Raw genomic sequence first — 16,613 nt, forward strand, 5'->3', positions numbered from 1 at the left:
TGACGGCCGTTAACCTATTTGCACAGACAACATGGCAATGGCACCCAGCGTGGTTTTGTCAGTGAAAAAACCGACCTGTTCGCAGTCATCTTGCAAGCCCAGGATGTACAGGAGGGGCAGAAAATGTTCGTCTGTCGGGATGGCCAATGCCGCATCGCTTAATTCGCGGTATTTGACGACGGCGCTGTGATCGCCTGCGGCAATCAAGCGTTTAACCCGCTCGGCAAACGCGACGGCCCAGTCATGGGCAGTATCCCGCCAAATCGCTACTTGCAAGTTGTGCACGATATTGCCGCTGCCGACGATCAACACCCCCTCGTCTCGCAAGCAGCGTAAAGCTTTACCCAGTTGGTAATGCTGCTCAGGCGACTTTTTTATATCCAGACTGAGTTGTAAAACCGGGATGTGTGCATCGGGAAACAGATGGCACAAAATCGACCAACTGCCATGATCCAAACCCCAGTCCTGATCCAGCTCAATCCCAGGCATTGGCGCCTTGATCCTCGCCGCCAATGCTGGGCTACCCGGCGCAGGATAGACAAAATCGAATAAGGCTTGTGGAAAGCCGTAAAAATCGTGGATGGTCAGTGGCTGCGGCATCGCAGTAAGCCGTGTGCCATCGGTTTGCCAATGCGCCGAGATGCATAAAATCGCCTTGGGCCTGGGCAGATTTTCCCCCAGTTCCGCCCAGGCCCGACTGTATACGTTATCTTCAAGCGCATTCAACGGACTGCCGTGACCGATGAATAAGGCCGGCAGCCTCGGCAAGTTTTGGTTGTCGGGCTTGGCCGTATTCATCGTCTCTACTCCCATATGTTTTACTTCTAAGCCGCGACGTTAAAACGACCGGCTTGGTAATCGTCTATCGCTTGCTCGATCTGCTCGCGAGTGTTCATCACAAACGGCCCGTGCTGAGCGATTGGTTCATGCAAAGGCTTGCCGGCCACCAGGATTAAATGACTGTCTTGCTTGGCCTGCAAAATCACCCCATCCGACTCACCGCTGCTTAACACCGCCATGCGTTGTGCAGCTACCGACCGTTCTGCCACCGCCACCTCGCCGCGATACACATAAAAAAACGCATTGTGACCGACGGCTAAAGACTGACTGAAACTGGCGCCAGCGGGCAGATGCACATCCAGAAACAGCGGCTCGGTATCCGGCCGCTGAACAGCGCCCGCGACGCCATGGCTGCTACCGGCAATCACCCGCACCTTGACGCCATTCGTCTTAAGCAATTCCGGAATCTGCTCGCTTTGCACATCTTGATAACCGGCCGGCTGCATTTTCTCGGCAGCGGGCAGATTGATCCACAATTGAAAGCCTTCCAGCATGCCGTCTTTTTGCTCGGGCATTTCCGAATGAATAATCCCGCGCCCCGCGGTCATCCATTGAATGCCGCCGGTTTCCAGCAAGCCTTGGTGGCCGGCGTTATCACTATGCCGCATCCGCCCGGTAATCAAATAAGTCAGGGTTTCGAAGCCGCGGTGCGGATGATTGGGAAAGCCGGCGATGTAATCGTTGGGCTTATCGCTGCCGAAGGCATCCAGCATCAAAAATGGATCGAGGCGTAGCTGCAAGGATTGGCCCAGCACGCGGGTCAATTTCACGCCGGCGCCATCCGACGTAGCATGACCAACCACCAATTGCTCGATAGCGCGGGACCGCATTACTTCATCGTTTTTAACTGTGTCTGTGTTCATCGCGAATCTCCTATATTAAGGTTAGGTCAGGCCGCCAAGGCGGCGATTTGCGTAGCGGCAGCTTGCAAGGCCAGTTGTTCGGCATCGTTGCCCATCGCCAAGCCTTCCGCGTAGATAAAGGTGACATCGGCCATACCCAAAAATCCCAAGACGGTACGCAAATACGTGCTTTGGCTATCGGCCTCTGTACCGCTATGTTTACCGCCGGCAGTTTGGATCACATACACCTGTTTGTTTTTCAGCAAGCCTTCCACGCCGTTTTCGGTGTATTGAAACGTCACCCTGGCCCGAGCGATGGCATCTATCCAGGCTTTCAGTTGTGCCGGAATCCCAAAGTTATACATCGGCGCGGTTAACACTAGGATGTCGGCGTGCTGAATCTCGGCGATCAAGGCATCGTCCAGCGCCACCCGTTGCGCTTGCTCGGGGTTGCGCTCTTCCGCGGGCGTACTCAGCGCAATCAAAGCCGCTTCATCCAGCAAAGGATGCGGGGTTTTCGCCAAGTCGCGTACCGTTAATTCAGCGGTCGGCGTTTGCTGGCGTAAACCGGCCACCAAATTATCGGCCAGACGGCTGGAATAGGCATTTTCGGCACGGATGCTGGAATTGATTTGCAGAATGTTCATGTCAGTCTCCCAAAGGTGTTGAAGTTGGGTTGACTATACGCCGGGATAATATTGGGCAGAAGACCGGAAAATGGATAACATTGTTCCATTGGAGGAACAATCATGCAGATAGAACCTAACGACTTATGGCTATTCGCCAAAATCGCCGATGCCGGCAGTTTTTCCAAAGCCGGCGAATTGCTCGGGTTGCCTAAGTCAACCTTGTCGCGGCGCATCAGCAATCTGGAAAAACAACTGGGCGAGCGCTTGCTGCAACGCACCACCCGGCAACTGAATTTGACCGAATTTGGACTGCGCTTGTTACAACACGGCCGACAGGTCAGCGAGGAAATCGAAGCGGCGATGGCATTGGCACAACATCGGCAAATCCAGCCCAGCGGTGTACTGCGCATCTCGATGCCCAACGACTTCGCCAATCTGTTTTTGGCGCCACTGCTGGCAGAATTCAGCAACAGCTACCCGGCCATAACCCTGGAAATCGATCTATCTGCACGTCGGGTGGATTTGCTCAGCGAGAGTTTCGATCTGGCGATTCGGATGGGCGATTTGCCCGATGACGCGACGTTGACGGCCAAGCGCTTGAATCTGCAAACCTGGGGCTTGTATGCGTCTCAAGCTTATTTGCAAAAACGCGGCACACCGGCGCACCCCGAAGAATTGTTGGAACACGATGCCCTCAGCCTGTTGGCCGGCAATCGGGAAGCGCCGGCCTGGCTACTGACTAAGGGCGAACAACAATGGCTGGGCATGCCGCCGATACGCATCAAAGCCAACTCGCCGGAATTATTGGTCAAACTGGCAATGCAGGACCAAGGCATCGTCGCCGCGCCGGATTCTTACGCCAGCACTTACATGCCCAATCAAGAGCTGGTGCGCGTGCTGCCGGAATGGTGCTTGCCGCAAACCACGGCCTGGCTGGTATTCCCCGGCCGGCGTTTGATGCCGACCAAGACCCGGGTGTTTATCGATTTCTTGGAAACGCATTTAAAAGACTTTGCATGAGACGTAATCGGCAACTGGGGAAACGGCAAAAACACCTGGCCGCATAGCTTATTTGTTTGACTGAAATTACCTGTTGCCTATAGAATCGGCGCCGCCTAACGCATGGTTAGGAAGCCTGTCATTTCAACAATTTAAGGAAAATTCATGTTTAGATCTTTGGCTATTTCACGCGGTATCGTTCTGTTAGGCGGCGTGCTGGCGATCAGTTCCGCGCAAGCAACCGTGGTTGCCGGCTCGGATTTCATCAAGACTGCAACGACTCATTACGTTATTAACTCAGCGGAAAGCTTTGCTACCTACATCCCCTCTTTTATCGTAATCGGCGCAGACGGTTCGGAGCCAAGTGAGAATTTAGGACCGTTCAGTATTTCCGGGTCATTTGACGTCGAGCGCTATCAAAGCACGGCAAGTGCTTCTACAATGTCGGCAAGCGGTGAAATTACCGACAAGCTATTGTTTACCAACGCCAACGTCACACTGAACGGCGCAATCCATAGCTTCAATTTCCCAAGTTTGTTTAGTCTTATGACCAGCGACACGGCGTTTCAGTCGGAGTCGGCATCTCTCGGTTGTACTATCCCACAGGGCCTTATTCCTTCCTGTGTGACAATGCCCAACCCAAACCCATCGTCTTGGTTCGGAACCCTAAGCAATGAATCCATCAGTATGGACGGCTTCGCAGCAGTCGATAACATAAAAGCGGGTTACAGTTATCACATACAGGCGTCCGTGGTCCCGTTGCCAGCAAGTGTCTGGCTGTTTGCTTCAGCCCTGGGACTGGCCGGCATCACGCAAAGAAAACAGCGTGTCATAAAATAGTTCGTAAGGCATCGGATCCGCCGAGCGCAAGGCTTTGCATCTTGCTGGATTGATGCAAAGCCCGCGTGTCGCAGAGCCTATGAACGTGTTTCCCGCTAATGCCCAGCCGCAGCCAAGCGGGGTATGAAGACGGCTTCCTGCTCAAGCAATCGAGACTCCAAGGCCAAACCTTGTAATTCCACTTGGATATTGCGATCCGGCGCCGCTTGCAGGAAATCGCTCAGCGTTTCCAGAATATCGTGATCGATAAACAGGGCTTTGCCGCCGTCGATGATCAATTCGCTATCGTCAGCGATACTGGCAAGATAATTACGAAGCAAGGCTTTATTTAAAAAAGACACGTCCTTGTGCAGCCTCAGCAAGTAGTTGGGCCCATGCTGGGTTAAGGTGATAGCCGCATGGAAGTTGGCCCGCAAGACGAAAAAAATACCGCACACCATGCCGATCGCGATACCTTCCAACAAGTCGGTAAATAAAATTGCGAACACGGTAATCGCAAACGGCACAAATTGATTCAGACCTTTTTGGTAAAACTCCACAAACATGGCCGGCTTCGCCAGCTTGTAACCGGTTTGCAACAAGATTGCCGCCAGACAGGCTAATGGGATCATGTTCAGAAAATGCGCGAAAAACAATACGCTGATCAATAACAACACCCCATGGAAAAAGCTGGATACCCGGGTTTGACCGCCGGCATTGATGTTAGCCGAGCTGCGCACAATCACGGCCGTGATCGGCAAACCACCTATCAATCCGCTGAGCAGGTTACCCAGGCCTTGGGCTTTCAATTCGCGATTGGTCGGCGAAACGCGCTTATGCGGATCGAGCTTGTCTACCGCTTCGACGCTTAGCAGGGTCTCCAGGCTGGCGATGATGGCCAGGGTGAGCGCGATGCTGTATATCTTGGGATTGCCGAGATAGCTGAAATCCGGCAAGCGCAACTGGTTAACAAAATTGCTGGTGGAGCCAAGTTCCGGCAAGGACACCAGATACTTGACGCCGATGGACCATTCAGGTGCCGCAGCCAAGGCCCAGGCATTGAAAGACACGCCCCAAATCACCGCCAACAACGGCCCGGGAATCATCCGCAAGGCATTAAATTGTTTAATGAAAGCGCTTTCCCAAAAAATCAGGATCAATAAGGCCACGCCAGCCACTAGGGTCGCGCCGGGCGAAATGCCGTGCAGTGAGTGGGTAAACTCGATAAAGCTGGAACCGGCGGTATCCGGCATATAACTCTCGTCCGCCGCGTAGCCCTCATCGTAACCGGTGGCGTGCGGGGTTTGCTTGATGATCAGGATCATACCGATAGCCGCCAACATACCTTTGATCACCGCGGTAGGGAAAAACGCGGCAATCGCCCCGGCCCGAAGGAAACCGAACAGCATTTGGAAAATCCCGGCAAACATCAGGCTCAACAAAAAAGCCTTGTAATTGCCCAAGGTTTCGATGGCGTTGAAGACGATGACCGTCAGGCCAGCCGCGGGGCCGGAGACACTGAGCTGCGAACCGCTGCACAAGGACACAACGATACCGCCGATCATGCCGGCGATAACCCCGGCGAATAAGGGTGCGCCGGACGCCAACGCCACCCCCAAACACAAGGGTAAGGCCACCAGAAATACCACAATGCTGGCCGAAAAATCCTGACGAAAATATTTCAGGTAATCATTAAACTGCATTTTCATAGACGGTCTCCGTGGGGATAACTGGGAGCCTTAATGGGCGTATTGGTAGATGTTGTGAATCGGCGACGTGGCGTCGATGTGTATCAATTCATTCAACAAGCCGTCTTGCAAACCGTATACCCAGCCGCGCAAACTGACTTTTTGGCCGGACTTCCAGGCCGATTGCACGATAGAGGTGTGGGCCAGACGTTGCACTTGTTCGATGACATTCCACTCGATCAATTTGTTGAGTTTGCGTTCGGGCTGCAAATTGTCCAGTTCGTCTTGGTGCAAGCGATATACTTCCTTAATGTGCGTCAACCACTTGTTGGCAATGGCCAAATCGCCGCGTTGCTGGCGCAAGGCTGCTTCAACACCACCGCAGCCATAATGGCCGCAGACGATCACATGCTTGACCTTTAAGGCGTTAATCGCGTACTGCAGCACGCTTAAACCGTTAAAATCGGTGGTGATGACTTGGTTGGCGATATTGCGGTGGACAAATATTTCGCCGGGCTGGGCATGAACTATGGTATCCACCGGCACGCGGCTGTCGGAACAGCCTATCCATAAAAACTCCGGATGTTGCTCCTTGGCCATATTGATGAAGTAATCGGGCTGTTTACCGGTCATGGCTTCTGACCAGGCTTTGTTTTCCAGCAGCAATTTGTTGGGAGTCTGCATAAACCCCTCCTCTTGTGTCGTTGCAATGTAAACGATGCGATTCTTAGGCGTCGCACTTAAGCAACCGATGTATTGGAAGATCGTATCGGCGCCGAACAAATAATATCGAATCGAAATATTTATGCAAGCAATAACGTTTCGATTCGATATTTTTATCGCTAATGAGCATTAGCTTGAGGGGGTACACGCACCGCTTATGCAGACCTAAGCAGTGGTTCTGATACTGAATTATTTAAGACGCGAAAACTTAGAAGCCAAAAAGCTTACCAAGGCAATGCCGAGCCATCGTACTTAACAAAGCTGCCGCTATCGGCCAAGCTGAAATTGGCTATCACCTTACGCATGCCAGATACGCTTTCTTCAACGTCAATCAGGCCGTTCGGTCCGCCCATATCGGTTCTGACCCAACCCGGATGCAGAATCAATACGCCGATGGACGAAGGCCGCAAATCGATGGACAGGCTCTTCAATGCCGCATTCAAAGCGGCCTTGCTGGAGCGGTACAGGATGCTGCCGCCGCTGGTATTGTCGGTCATGCTCCCCATCAAGCTGCTCAAGGCCACGATCAAGCGTTTGTCGCCACGCTGCACCTGCGGCAGGAAGGCTTCGGCCAATTTAAGTGGCGCCATCACGTTGACCGCCAGCACGTTTTCCCAGGTTTGATAATCCAGTTGCCCCAAACCGCGACCGGCTTGATCGCCATAAACACCGGCATTATTCAGCAGCACGTCGATTTTGCAGTCGGCTAGTTTGCTTGCCAATGCATCGATTTGATTGAAATCCGCTACATCCAGTGTCTCGATTTGAATGTGCGAGTATTGTTTGGCAAGCGCCGCCAAATGTTCGGCCTGGTCCGGCTTGCGGCAGGCCGCGATGACCTGGTAATCGGCTGCGGCATATTGCCGGCAAAACTCCAGACCCAAGCCGCGATTGGCGCCGGTGATTAAAACAGTTTGCATCGTTATGTCTCCAAACGAGTGATTGAAAAATTAGGGAAGCTATAGTTTTACGCAGTCTTGATAAGTAATTGCCGATTGAACTATTCGTATTTAGCCATGCCTCACCGACACAGTTTTAGCATGAAATTCCCGGAGGCTACTATGCAAATGCAATCAGTTAAATCCAGCACCATCGACGTGATCGGCTACGACGAACAAACCCATAAACTGCGGGTGTCGTTCAAAGACCGGCAAGCTCAGGATTTTTGCCACGTGCCCGAACACCTGTTTGCCGCATTTTTGAAAGCCCGCTCCAAAAACCGATTTTATAAGCGCCACTTCCAGGATTTGTTTCCCTGCTGAAAAAGACCGAACCCACCATCAATACCCGATAGATTCAAAACCTTGCGTCTATCGGGCCTCATTCACTAGCAAGCCATAATACGGGCAACTTGTTCGCTTATCCCTGCCGTAACTGCTGGTAAAGCCCAATTATGCGTTCGACGACAGCCTGATCGGAACCATACAACACGCCGCAATGATTCATAAACGTCGAGCCGTTCGGATTTAATACCAGCACATTACCGCGTATATCGCTGACCGGCGCGCCGGCTTCCTGGAACAAACAGGCGGTGGCCGCGTAATCCCACACGCTACCGCCGCCGTTATCCGGCTTAGGAAATTTGAAATAACACGCCGGCGCCTCAGTCAGCGCTTGGCAGGCATTTAAGGCCGCGCCGCCTTGCAAACGCAGCTTGGCCCCGGCATAGCCCAACTCAACAGCTATGTGCTGCAATGCGGCCTGCGTAGCGTGATACAGCGGATCTTGGGCAAAGCTTTTATCGGTAATGAATGTCACGACTTGCGCAGGCGGTGCCGGCTTAAAAGCGTGTTGGTTTTGCCAAGCGCCTTGGCCTTTGATCGCCCGATAGAGCGTATGAGTTAAGGGATCGTAAACGACGCCAATCAGCGCCTCTCCGGCGCGCGATACCAAGGCGATGGACACCGAATAACCCGGCACGCCTTCGATAAACGGCAAGGTGCCGTCTAAAGGATCGATACACCAGAAATAGTCGTGTTGCAGACGCGCGCCGTCATCTGGACTTTCTTCCGACAATAAGGCCAAATCGTATCTGGCGCAGATCGGCCGCAAGGTTTGCAGAATAATCTCCTGACTCAAATGATCGATTTCCGTCACTACCCGAGCAGCCAGACTGGCGCCGCCGTCTTTGCTGTTTACAACAACCGCAGTATGCGCAGACTTGGCAATCAATTGTCCGGCCTGCATCGCCGCGGAGATGGCACACTGGCCGAGTAAATACAGATCGTCCGTTGACAAGCGCATCGGTTCTCCTGGTAATTTTATAATTGGGCGATGACTTGCCGCGCCAGCCGTTCACTATAGCTGTTGGGGGACCAATAGCCGGGACTCCAGCCTTTTAAAAAGCGGTGAAAATCGGTCCAAGCTACTGGATAAAGTGCCCGCCAATCACGTTCGACCGCATCGGCATCGACGGGTTTTTGTTGACGCCGCAACGCCTGTTGCAAAGCCTGAAAATAAATATCCAGCAATTCGCTCTCTCGGCGTTGACATTCTTCCTGGCCCAAACAGCTATCGATAAAATACGCGACATCCTTGATTCCGCAACCGCCGCCGACATATTGAAAATCCACTGCCGCGACCCGACTGCCGTCCGCCGAAAAACAAAAATTGGCCAATTTGGCATCGCCGTGCACAAAGGTTTGATAAGGCGTATCGCGCAGTTTTTGATCAATCATCGGCGCGGCATTTTTCAAGACAATATCCTGCAAGGCCTCCCATTCGTTGGGCCGGGTTTGCAGATGCCAATAAGTGCCGGTGGGCCACAAACCACTGGGTTTTTCACCGATAAACGTGGCATGGAAATTGGCCAGCCAATTTAAACATGTGCGTATCTCCCGTTCCCCGGCCCGCGAGCGGCGTTGCGGAAACCCCACCGGATGCAGATCTTCCAAGACCATGACTATATCCTCACCGAACATTTCGAAAGCTAAACACGCCGGGACTCGGCAATCCGCATCGCAACGTTTGGCCCAGCTTTGGTACCAGGCCGCCTCTATCTGATAAGAGCGGACTTTGCGCCGATGCGACAGGTCTTCATTGGAACCGGGCGTTTGCAGACTTTGTGCCGACAGTTTTACGTGTTTGACGATCACGCTAGCGCTGTCGCAGCCGCTTAAGCCATAGCGCAAGATATAGCCGTAGCCGCTCCACAGACTTTGAATGGTTTCAAGTTGAAATGCATCATCGGCACCGGTCGCCTGAAGCACGAGATCGCGAATGGTATTTTGCATGGGTGGAGAGTGCCTTAAAAGATTGCTATTTTCCGGGAATACGCCGAACGAAAGCCAGGCTCGCGTGTCGGATTGCGGTATCGTTGGTATAGTTCATACCGTCGTATAGCCCATACATTAAACATCACCGCCATGATAGCAACCATGAATTTTGCATCCGATAACTGGGCCGGCGCTCATCCGGCCATTTCCCAACGCTTGTTGGCAGCCTCCGCGGGCTTTTCGGCCCCCTATGGCGCCAGCGCGCTGGATCGCAAAATCGAGCAACAGTTTAACGAGCTATTCGAACGGGAAGTCGCAGTCTATTTCGTCAGCACCGGCACAGCCGCCAATTCGCTGGCGCTGGCGGCCGTCAACCGTCCGGGCGGCGTCTCGTTTTGCCATCGAGAAGCACACATGCTGGAAGACGAATGCGGCGCACCGGAGTTTTTCACGCATGGCGCACGATTAGCACCGGTGGACGGCGACAACGGCAAAATCGATCCGGAAAATCTGAAAGCGGAAATCGAGCGTTTCCCGCCTAATTTTGTGCATGCCGGCCAACCCATGGCCATTTCCATCACTCAGGCCACCGAGATCGGCACGCTTTATCAACCGGAGGAGATTGCCGCGATTGCCGACATTGCCCAAACTTACGGCTTACCCTTGCACATGGACGGCGCGCGCTTTGCCAATGCGCTAGTCTCGCTGGGGTTAACGCCTGCGGAAATGAGCTGGAAACTAGGGATAGATATTGTGTCTTTCGGCGCCACCAAAAACGGCTGCTGGTGCGCGGAAGCCTTGGTGTTTATGAATCCGGCACAGGCCAAAGATTTACCGTTTATCCGCAAGCGCGCCGCGCAGTTGGTATCTAAAAGCCGATTTATCGCCTGTCAGTTTGAAGCGTATTTAGACGACGGACTTTGGCTGAATCTCGCCTGCCACGCCAACGCGATGGCGGCGCGTTTGCAAAACGGCATTGCCCACTCAAAAAACGCCCGCCTGGCCTGGCATGCAGAAGCCAATGAGGTGTTTGCCGTGCTAAACCAAACGCACGCGGACCGCTTGCAACAACAAGGGGCGGTGTTTTACCCCTGGAATCCGCCGCGCGCAAACCCTGGCCTGGTGGCCGACCAGGAAGTATTGGTGCGTTTGGTCACCAGTTTTGCGACGCAGGCTGAGCAAGTCGATGCCTTTATCGAGCGTTTGGGCTGAGGGCAGCCGATTTTGCGCGTCTATCGCCCCAAACTCCCAGCTGCCATGTACTGGTTAGTCACGCAACAGACCGGCTACGGCAGGCTATGAACTTGCCTGCCACCACAAATAATTTGCAGCAGCGCGGCTCATGGCGGCGCAAGATGGCTATTACGCTGCTGATGCTTGGGTTATTTTGCCTGGCCCTATGGTGGCAGCGTTCAGTTATGCTGGAGTTACTACTGCAACAGGCGCTGAAACAAACCTCGCTAAGCTCACCCTCGCTGTCGGGGCTGTCGTTTGATTCCAAGCAAGCCAAGCTGGCTGAAATCAGCTTCGGCCTAGCCACACCGACTGGCAACTTATCGGTTGCGATGCAGAATGTTTCTACCGATTACGATCTGGAAAAACGAACTATCAGCAACGTCAGCATCGGTCACGCCGCGCTAAAATTCAACTACCACCCTACCGACCAAGCTGCGACGCAGACATCGGAAAACAATTCCATCAGCTTACCGCTGGACCGATTGAGCATCGCGAAACTGGAAGTTGATGTAGATACGCCTTGGGGCTTGAGCAGCTTTGCTGGTCAAGCGGACGTCACACGAGGTGCGGCCGATGCCATCGATGCAAGGTTTCAGGATGCCCAACAATCCATTCACCTAGATATCGAACCCGGTTTTAGCGCCGCCAAACTCAAGGTCCAACGGCTGCCAGCTGGCAATATATTCGAACTAAATGCCAGCCAACTGGATGGTCCGGCCAAGCAAATTAAGCTGGATGCCGGCGCGCTGTCGCTGATCGAGTGGCTTAACAACAGCCTATTGATACCACAAGCTTTGCGGGCAAAAACCCAGTCATACGACTTAGCCAAATTAAACCCGCTACTAAGCGCAACGCAGCTCAGTGCAAACGCCACTACGCCGGACAACTTTGCCACTCTGCAAGCTGAAGCCTTTCTGACAAAAGATAAACAGTCTCTGCTGGCTATGGATTTGTCGATGACGAACAAGCAAACAATCGATATGAACGGCCGCCTGGACATGGCCGCCAGCGAGGCATTCGATTTAATCAAGCCCTGGTTACCGGCCATGGCGGCTAGTTGGACGGTTGCCGACGGTGAAGTGCGGGGAAATCTGCAACTGCATAGGCCAAGCAATCAAAATGTTTCCGGAACGGCACAATTGATTATCGCCGATTTGGCCTTGACGGCCGGCGCGGCGAAAATCGAGAACGGCAAGGTGGAACTGAACATTCCGGAGCTGGCTGCTCGCGCCGTGGACTTGTCTGCCGAGATACCTACGCTGGGATTAGGTAAAGACTTAATAGCGCAAAATCTTAGTATCAAGGCCCGCTATCTCGATCAGGCACTGACACTAAGCCAAGCCAATCTGGCAATATTCGGCGGCATCATGGAATTGAAACCGGACAAAATACGACTGGAAGAAACGCCGATACTGCTGACTTTACGACTGCATGACATCGATCTGTCGCAACTTTTAATAAGCCTGCATTATCCGAATATTTCCGGAACCGGCTCAATAGACGGCGAACTACCGTTGCAGTTGTCCGCCGGGGCCATAGATGTGCAAGACGGCAGCCTCAGCGGCACACAGCCGGGTGTGTTACGCTATGTGGGACCGGCCGATAGTCAGAATATCGCCTTTAAGGCTCTCAAAAACCTGGTTTACCGGAATCTGCAAGCCAAGGTAAATTATCGCCCAAACGGCGACTATCACCTGGGCTTACGCCTGGAAGGCAATAACCCGGAAGTATTGTCCGGCCATCCGCTGGCGTTTAACCTAAATATCAGCGGCCAGCTACCCGAGTTGCTACAAAAAGGTATTTTAGCCGGAGATTTGGAACGGACCATTCTGGAACAGGCTATCGCCAAACCGGCCGATGCTGGAGCATCGCCCAAGCCCCCAAGCGGGGATCAATCACCCAAACCGCCGCCGGCGGACCGGAGGAATCAATGAACTGGAAAGCTGCAAATAGCGCGGCCATCTTGTGCGGCAGCATCTACCTGACGGGGTGTTCGCCCTCCGTCAGGTTGGAAGCGCCGGACAAACCGATTGAGATCAATATGAACGTCAAAATCGAACACGAAATCCGTCTGAAAGTGGAAAAAGACGTAGACGAATTGCTTTCCAGCCAAAAAGGCTTGTTTTAAAGGAGCGAGTGATGAAAAACAAAAATTTGCTATCAATTTTGGCGCCTTTGTTTCTGGGCTTATGTCTGACCGCCCTACCGGTCAACGCCACCGATCTAGCCCAGGCAAAATCGGCTGGGTTGGTGGGTGAACAAATGAACGGTTTCCTGGGCCTAGTCAAGCCCGATGCATCGGCCGAGATAAAAGCCCTGGTTGAAAGCATTAACGCCCAACGCCTGGCGGAATATCAACGCATAGCGGCTAAAAACGGCGTTGCTGTGGAGGAAGTAGGTCGACTGACCGCTCAGAAAGTGATAGGCCAAGCGGCACCGGGACAATTTGTAGAAACGGCTTCCGGCTGGACGCAGCGCTGACAGGCAAGAGCCTATAAGACAATACTGCACGGTATTCAAACGGCTCGAGATTTAGCCGGCAGCAAAGTAGAAATACCGTCATTTGTTCGCAGTGGCACTAATAAGTCAAATTTAGCTATCTCCCGACCTAAACCTGAACATCACCAGCACCACTCGGGAGAAGTTACCTTGCGATCCCACTTAGTCAAGGCGAGCACAACTCGTTAAAACCGCTGGCTGGACAAGCAATTAGCTCTCTAAAGCGTCAATAATCAGACGATTCGGTCATTCGCTCACGCCGAGGAGAAACCAGGCACAATGCCCACAAAATCAATGTGCGACAAATTGTCACACTTTTTTATGGACAGCTACATTTTAATCCAATAGAATGCGCCCACTTTCAGCGAAACGCAGATGATTCGAAAGGATCATGACCGTTAAATGAGGGGGGGGATAGGCGACCGTTAATCCGGTATAAGAACAACAATAAACGCAAGAAATTAACCTGCCGTACAACGGTAGGCGTCCAATCAATATAAAAAATAACACCGGACGAAGCCCACTTTATGTGGGCTTTTTTATGCCTGCCGTTCTAGCTCACATACCCGCCACTTTTTTATCGTCTTCTTCCTGAAAATTCCTGTAATTGATCGATATTTTTAAGCCGGCAAAGCGGCCGGACATCTTGATCAATTCGGAGGTGGTTTTATCGAACATCAACCTGACTTCGCTCAAAGCTCTGTCCTCGTAACCTTCTTCGATATCCTTGGCATCCAGCCGAAAATGGTAAAGATACACTTCCTGTTTTTCTTCATCGGTGATTTCCAGCGGCTCGCCCAGTTGTTTAATTACCGTGGCTTTTTTTGGCAGCAGCGCGGCGATTTTCTCCATTTGATCAGCCTTCGCTCTTAACTGTTTTTTCTCTTCGTTGATTTCCGCACCGCCCAGCGAACGAAATGAAGCCTCCAAAAACTCCGGCGGAGCGATTTGTAAGAATAGGTTGGAGAAAGTCCAGTCAGTGATTTTATCTTCCTTGTTAAAGGCCAGATCCAGATAAAAACTGATTTCCGGCGCAATCAGCTTGCTGTCTTTGTCGATCTTACGAAACCAATAGCGCCAGCGTTTGCCGTCCCCGGTATGCTCTTCGCTACTGGCATGCAACTTAGCCAGCGACACAAAATCTTCGCTGAGCAGTTTGGGTTGCTTAAAATGCACGGTGAAATCTTCTTTAGATGTCACCGCAAAATAACGATCAAACTCGTCCATTTGCAAATAAGTCTGGTAGGCGTGCAACCAGTGCAAACAACCTGTCATGCTGCTGAGTAATACAAAAGCCAGAGACAGGCGAAAAAAGCGGTTAATTTTAGTCATAGCCCCCTCAGTGCCGGGTAGGCGAGTGATTATCAGTTTCGGCTGCCGGATTGGTCAGCAGGTTCTCCACATCAACCTTGTCAAAGCGGTATTGCGCTCCGCAAAATTGGCAATCGACTTCGATGTCGTCGCGTTCCTGCAAAATTGCTTCCAACTCTGACCGCCCCAATGCCGCTAAAGTGCCGCCGATTTTTTGCCGTGAGCAATTGCATTTAAATTCCACCGGCTCCGGATCGTAAATCCTGACCTTTTCTTGATGAAATAAACGGTGCAATAAGTCCTCGCAATCCAGACTCAACAGTTCGTCGGCGGTAACGGTATTCGCCAATATTTCGATGCGTTCCCAGTCGGCTTTGTTCTGATTGCTACTCGGTAACTCCTGGATGAACAGGCCGGCCGCATGGGTTTGATTGGCAAACAGCCACAACCGGGTATCGAGTTGCTCGGACTGAGTGAAATAGGTCCTCAACACATCCGCCAGCGTTTCCGCCTCCACACCGACGATACCTTGATAAGGTTCGGCATTCTCCGATTCCACGGTCAATACCAATCGGCCGCCCTCACCTACCATGTCCAGCAAATTTGCGCCGGCGACAGTGGCCTCACTGCGCACCAAGCCCCTGATTTGCCGTTCGTTGCTGGATTGCGCTACCAGGGCTTTCAAATCGCCGCCGCCCTGAATCTGCATGATCATCGCGCCTTTAAACTTGATGGTTGCCGACAACAACACCACCGCCGCCAAGGCTTGTCCCATTTGCGCATCGACGGCATCATTGACTAAATGTTGATATTGTTTAGCTTGCTTCCAACTTTGTTCCAGCCGCACCCATTCGCCACGAACTCCGTGTTCCTCGAAAATAAAGCGGCGTAAGCAATCTTGTTGTTTCATGATTTAGTGGAATCCTCTTAAATAAGCGGAGATTATAATCCGCACACCCTCATCATTCGACCTCGGGATGCACTCATGTCTTTTCTATTCAAAAAAACCGCCATGCCCAGCGCCGACCAAGCCTTACCGGGACGTCAGCAAGCCATAGACAGCGGCCTATTTCACGCCGTCAACGGCCATCCTATCCATCCGCCGTTTCCGGCGCATCTGCGACAAGCCGTGTTCGGCATGGGCTGTTTCTGGGGTGCCGAGCGTAAATTCTGGCAACAAGCCGACGTATTCAGCACCGCAGTGGGCTATGCCGGCGGCTTTACACCCAACCCAACTTATCAGGAAATTTGCACCGGCATGACCGGCCACGCCGAAGTGGTGTTGGTGGTGTTCGACCCGAGCGTAGTGTCTTACCAGGGTTTATTGGCAATATTTTGGGAATCTCACAATCCCACCCAAGGCATGCGACAAGGCAACGATGTCGGCACCCAATACCGATCAGTCATCTATTGCCAGGACGACCAATATGAAACAGCCGTGGCAAGCCAACAACAATACCAAGCGAAATTAACAGCCGCCGGCTTTCCAGCAATAACCACCGAAATCCGCAATGCTCCGACTTTTTATTACGCCGAGGAAGATCATCAACAGTATCTGGCTAAAAACCCGTCCGGTTACTGCGGCTTGGGCGGCCTGGGTGTCTGTTTTTCCAGATAGCCGAATCGCCGAGAAATGCTAAGGCATTATAAGACTTGAGATTATTGTTTCCCCGCCATCCCGGGAGAGTTTTTCCGGTTGACTTTTAGGAAAAAATCCTTCAATTTACGCGCTTGGTGTGGCTCTCCCTCTGCGCTCGGTTATAGCCGAACAAGCCCTAAAGGGCAGTCATCCAAATAGAGCTTTAAAACTAA

At 52.4% G+C, this 16,613-nt stretch carries 18 protein-coding genes; 8 read left to right on the forward strand and 10 right to left on the reverse strand.

What is annotated here, in order from left to right:
- Positions 1-9: 9 nt before the first annotated feature.
- From ygiD to JL719_RS19305, 3 genes are read right to left on the reverse strand one after another with little or no spacing between them, the layout of a single operon-like run.
- Positions 10-798, reverse strand: a complete 789-nt coding sequence (gene ygiD / locus JL719_RS19295; protein WP_051670302.1) for a 4,5-DOPA-extradiol-dioxygenase — start codon at positions 796-798, stop codon at positions 10-12.
- A gap of 26 nt (positions 799-824) precedes the next feature.
- Positions 825-1,703 (reverse strand): pirin family protein, encoded by an 879-nt coding sequence (locus tag JL719_RS19300; RefSeq protein WP_033158366.1) that lies wholly within the window; start codon positions 1,701-1,703, stop codon positions 825-827.
- 26 nt (positions 1,704-1,729) lie between these two features.
- Positions 1,730-2,329, reverse strand: a complete 600-nt coding sequence (locus JL719_RS19305; protein WP_033158365.1) for an FMN-dependent NADH-azoreductase — start codon at positions 2,327-2,329, stop codon at positions 1,730-1,732.
- A gap of 102 nt (positions 2,330-2,431) precedes the next feature.
- On the opposite strand from JL719_RS19305, the gene JL719_RS19310 reads away from it, so the two are divergent.
- The gene (locus JL719_RS19310; protein WP_033158364.1) at positions 2,432-3,331 is read left to right on the forward strand and encodes a LysR family transcriptional regulator; all 900 of its coding nucleotides are present in this window, start codon (positions 2,432-2,434) and stop codon (positions 3,329-3,331) included.
- Positions 3,332-3,475: 144 nt separating this feature from the next.
- The gene (locus tag JL719_RS19315; RefSeq protein WP_033158363.1) at positions 3,476-4,150 is read left to right on the forward strand and encodes a hypothetical protein; all 675 of its coding nucleotides are present in this window, start codon (positions 3,476-3,478) and stop codon (positions 4,148-4,150) included.
- 95 nt (positions 4,151-4,245) lie between these two features.
- On the opposite strand, the gene JL719_RS19320 is transcribed toward JL719_RS19315, so the two are convergent.
- The 3 genes from JL719_RS19320 to JL719_RS19330 form a co-directional block, all read right to left on the reverse strand.
- On the reverse strand, positions 4,246-5,838 hold the full coding sequence (locus JL719_RS19320) for a SulP family inorganic anion transporter (RefSeq protein WP_033158362.1): 1,593 nt from the start codon (positions 5,836-5,838) through the stop codon (positions 4,246-4,248).
- A gap of 30 nt (positions 5,839-5,868) precedes the next feature.
- The gene (locus tag JL719_RS19325; protein ID WP_033158361.1) at positions 5,869-6,501 is read right to left on the reverse strand and encodes a carbonic anhydrase; all 633 of its coding nucleotides are present in this window, start codon (positions 6,499-6,501) and stop codon (positions 5,869-5,871) included.
- A gap of 263 nt (positions 6,502-6,764) precedes the next feature.
- Positions 6,765-7,460, reverse strand: coding sequence for an SDR family oxidoreductase (locus JL719_RS19330; protein WP_033158360.1), 696 nt, complete (start codon positions 7,458-7,460; stop codon positions 6,765-6,767).
- A 141-nt stretch (positions 7,461-7,601) separates the two neighbouring features.
- On the opposite strand from JL719_RS19330, the gene JL719_RS19335 reads away from it, so the two are divergent.
- A complete protein-coding gene (locus JL719_RS19335; RefSeq protein ID WP_033158359.1) occupies positions 7,602-7,802 on the forward strand; it encodes a KTSC domain-containing protein in 201 nt (66 codons plus the stop codon).
- A gap of 97 nt (positions 7,803-7,899) precedes the next feature.
- Here the strand turns inward: JL719_RS19335 and JL719_RS19340 are convergent, their stop codons facing one another.
- Positions 7,900-8,784: a 3'(2'),5'-bisphosphate nucleotidase CysQ family protein gene (locus JL719_RS19340; protein ID WP_033158358.1), complete on the reverse strand. Its 885-nt coding sequence runs from the start codon at positions 8,782-8,784 to the stop codon at positions 7,900-7,902.
- Between the two features lie 17 nt (positions 8,785-8,801).
- Entirely contained in the window at positions 8,802-9,773 is a 972-nt protein-coding gene (locus tag JL719_RS19345; RefSeq protein WP_033158357.1) for an oxidoreductase family protein, read from the reverse strand.
- A 144-nt stretch (positions 9,774-9,917) separates the two neighbouring features.
- Here JL719_RS19345 and JL719_RS19350 point away from each other — a divergent pair, with 144 nt between their 5' ends.
- The 4 genes from JL719_RS19350 (at position 9,918) to JL719_RS19365 (ending at position 13,472) form a co-directional block, all read left to right on the forward strand.
- Positions 9,918-10,967, forward strand: coding sequence for a threonine aldolase family protein (locus JL719_RS19350; RefSeq protein WP_033158356.1), 1,050 nt, complete (start codon positions 9,918-9,920; stop codon positions 10,965-10,967).
- 92 nt (positions 10,968-11,059) lie between these two features.
- The gene (locus tag JL719_RS19355; RefSeq protein ID WP_165385985.1) at positions 11,060-12,925 is read left to right on the forward strand and encodes an intermembrane phospholipid transport protein YdbH family protein; all 1,866 of its coding nucleotides are present in this window, start codon (positions 11,060-11,062) and stop codon (positions 12,923-12,925) included.
- Positions 12,922-13,119 carry a YnbE family lipoprotein gene (locus tag JL719_RS19360; RefSeq protein ID WP_033158354.1) on the forward strand — a complete coding sequence of 66 codons (198 nt, stop codon included), beginning with the start codon at positions 12,922-12,924 and terminating at the stop codon, positions 13,117-13,119. The genes JL719_RS19355 and JL719_RS19360 overlap by 4 nt, the downstream gene beginning before the upstream one ends.
- Positions 13,120-13,130: 11 nt before the next feature.
- The gene (locus JL719_RS19365; protein ID WP_051670300.1) at positions 13,131-13,472 is read left to right on the forward strand and encodes a YdbL family probable chaperone protein; all 342 of its coding nucleotides are present in this window, start codon (positions 13,131-13,133) and stop codon (positions 13,470-13,472) included.
- 576 nt (positions 13,473-14,048) lie between these two features.
- On the opposite strand, the gene JL719_RS19370 is transcribed toward JL719_RS19365, so the two are convergent.
- Positions 14,049-14,822, reverse strand: coding sequence for a hypothetical protein (locus JL719_RS19370; RefSeq protein WP_033158353.1), 774 nt, complete (start codon positions 14,820-14,822; stop codon positions 14,049-14,051).
- A gap of 7 nt (positions 14,823-14,829) precedes the next feature.
- On the reverse strand, positions 14,830-15,711 hold the full coding sequence (gene hslO, locus JL719_RS19375; protein WP_033158352.1) for an Hsp33 family molecular chaperone HslO: 882 nt from the start codon (positions 15,709-15,711) through the stop codon (positions 14,830-14,832).
- Between the two features lie 75 nt (positions 15,712-15,786).
- Here hslO and msrA point away from each other — a divergent pair, with 75 nt between their 5' ends.
- A complete protein-coding gene (msrA, locus tag JL719_RS19380; RefSeq protein WP_033158351.1) occupies positions 15,787-16,419 on the forward strand; it encodes a peptide-methionine (S)-S-oxide reductase MsrA in 633 nt (210 codons plus the stop codon).
- Positions 16,420-16,613 lie beyond the last annotated feature (194 nt).

The sequence above is a fragment of the Methylomonas sp. LW13 genome, assembly GCF_016865255.1.
Taxonomy (GTDB): domain Bacteria; phylum Pseudomonadota; class Gammaproteobacteria; order Methylococcales; family Methylomonadaceae; genus Methylomonas.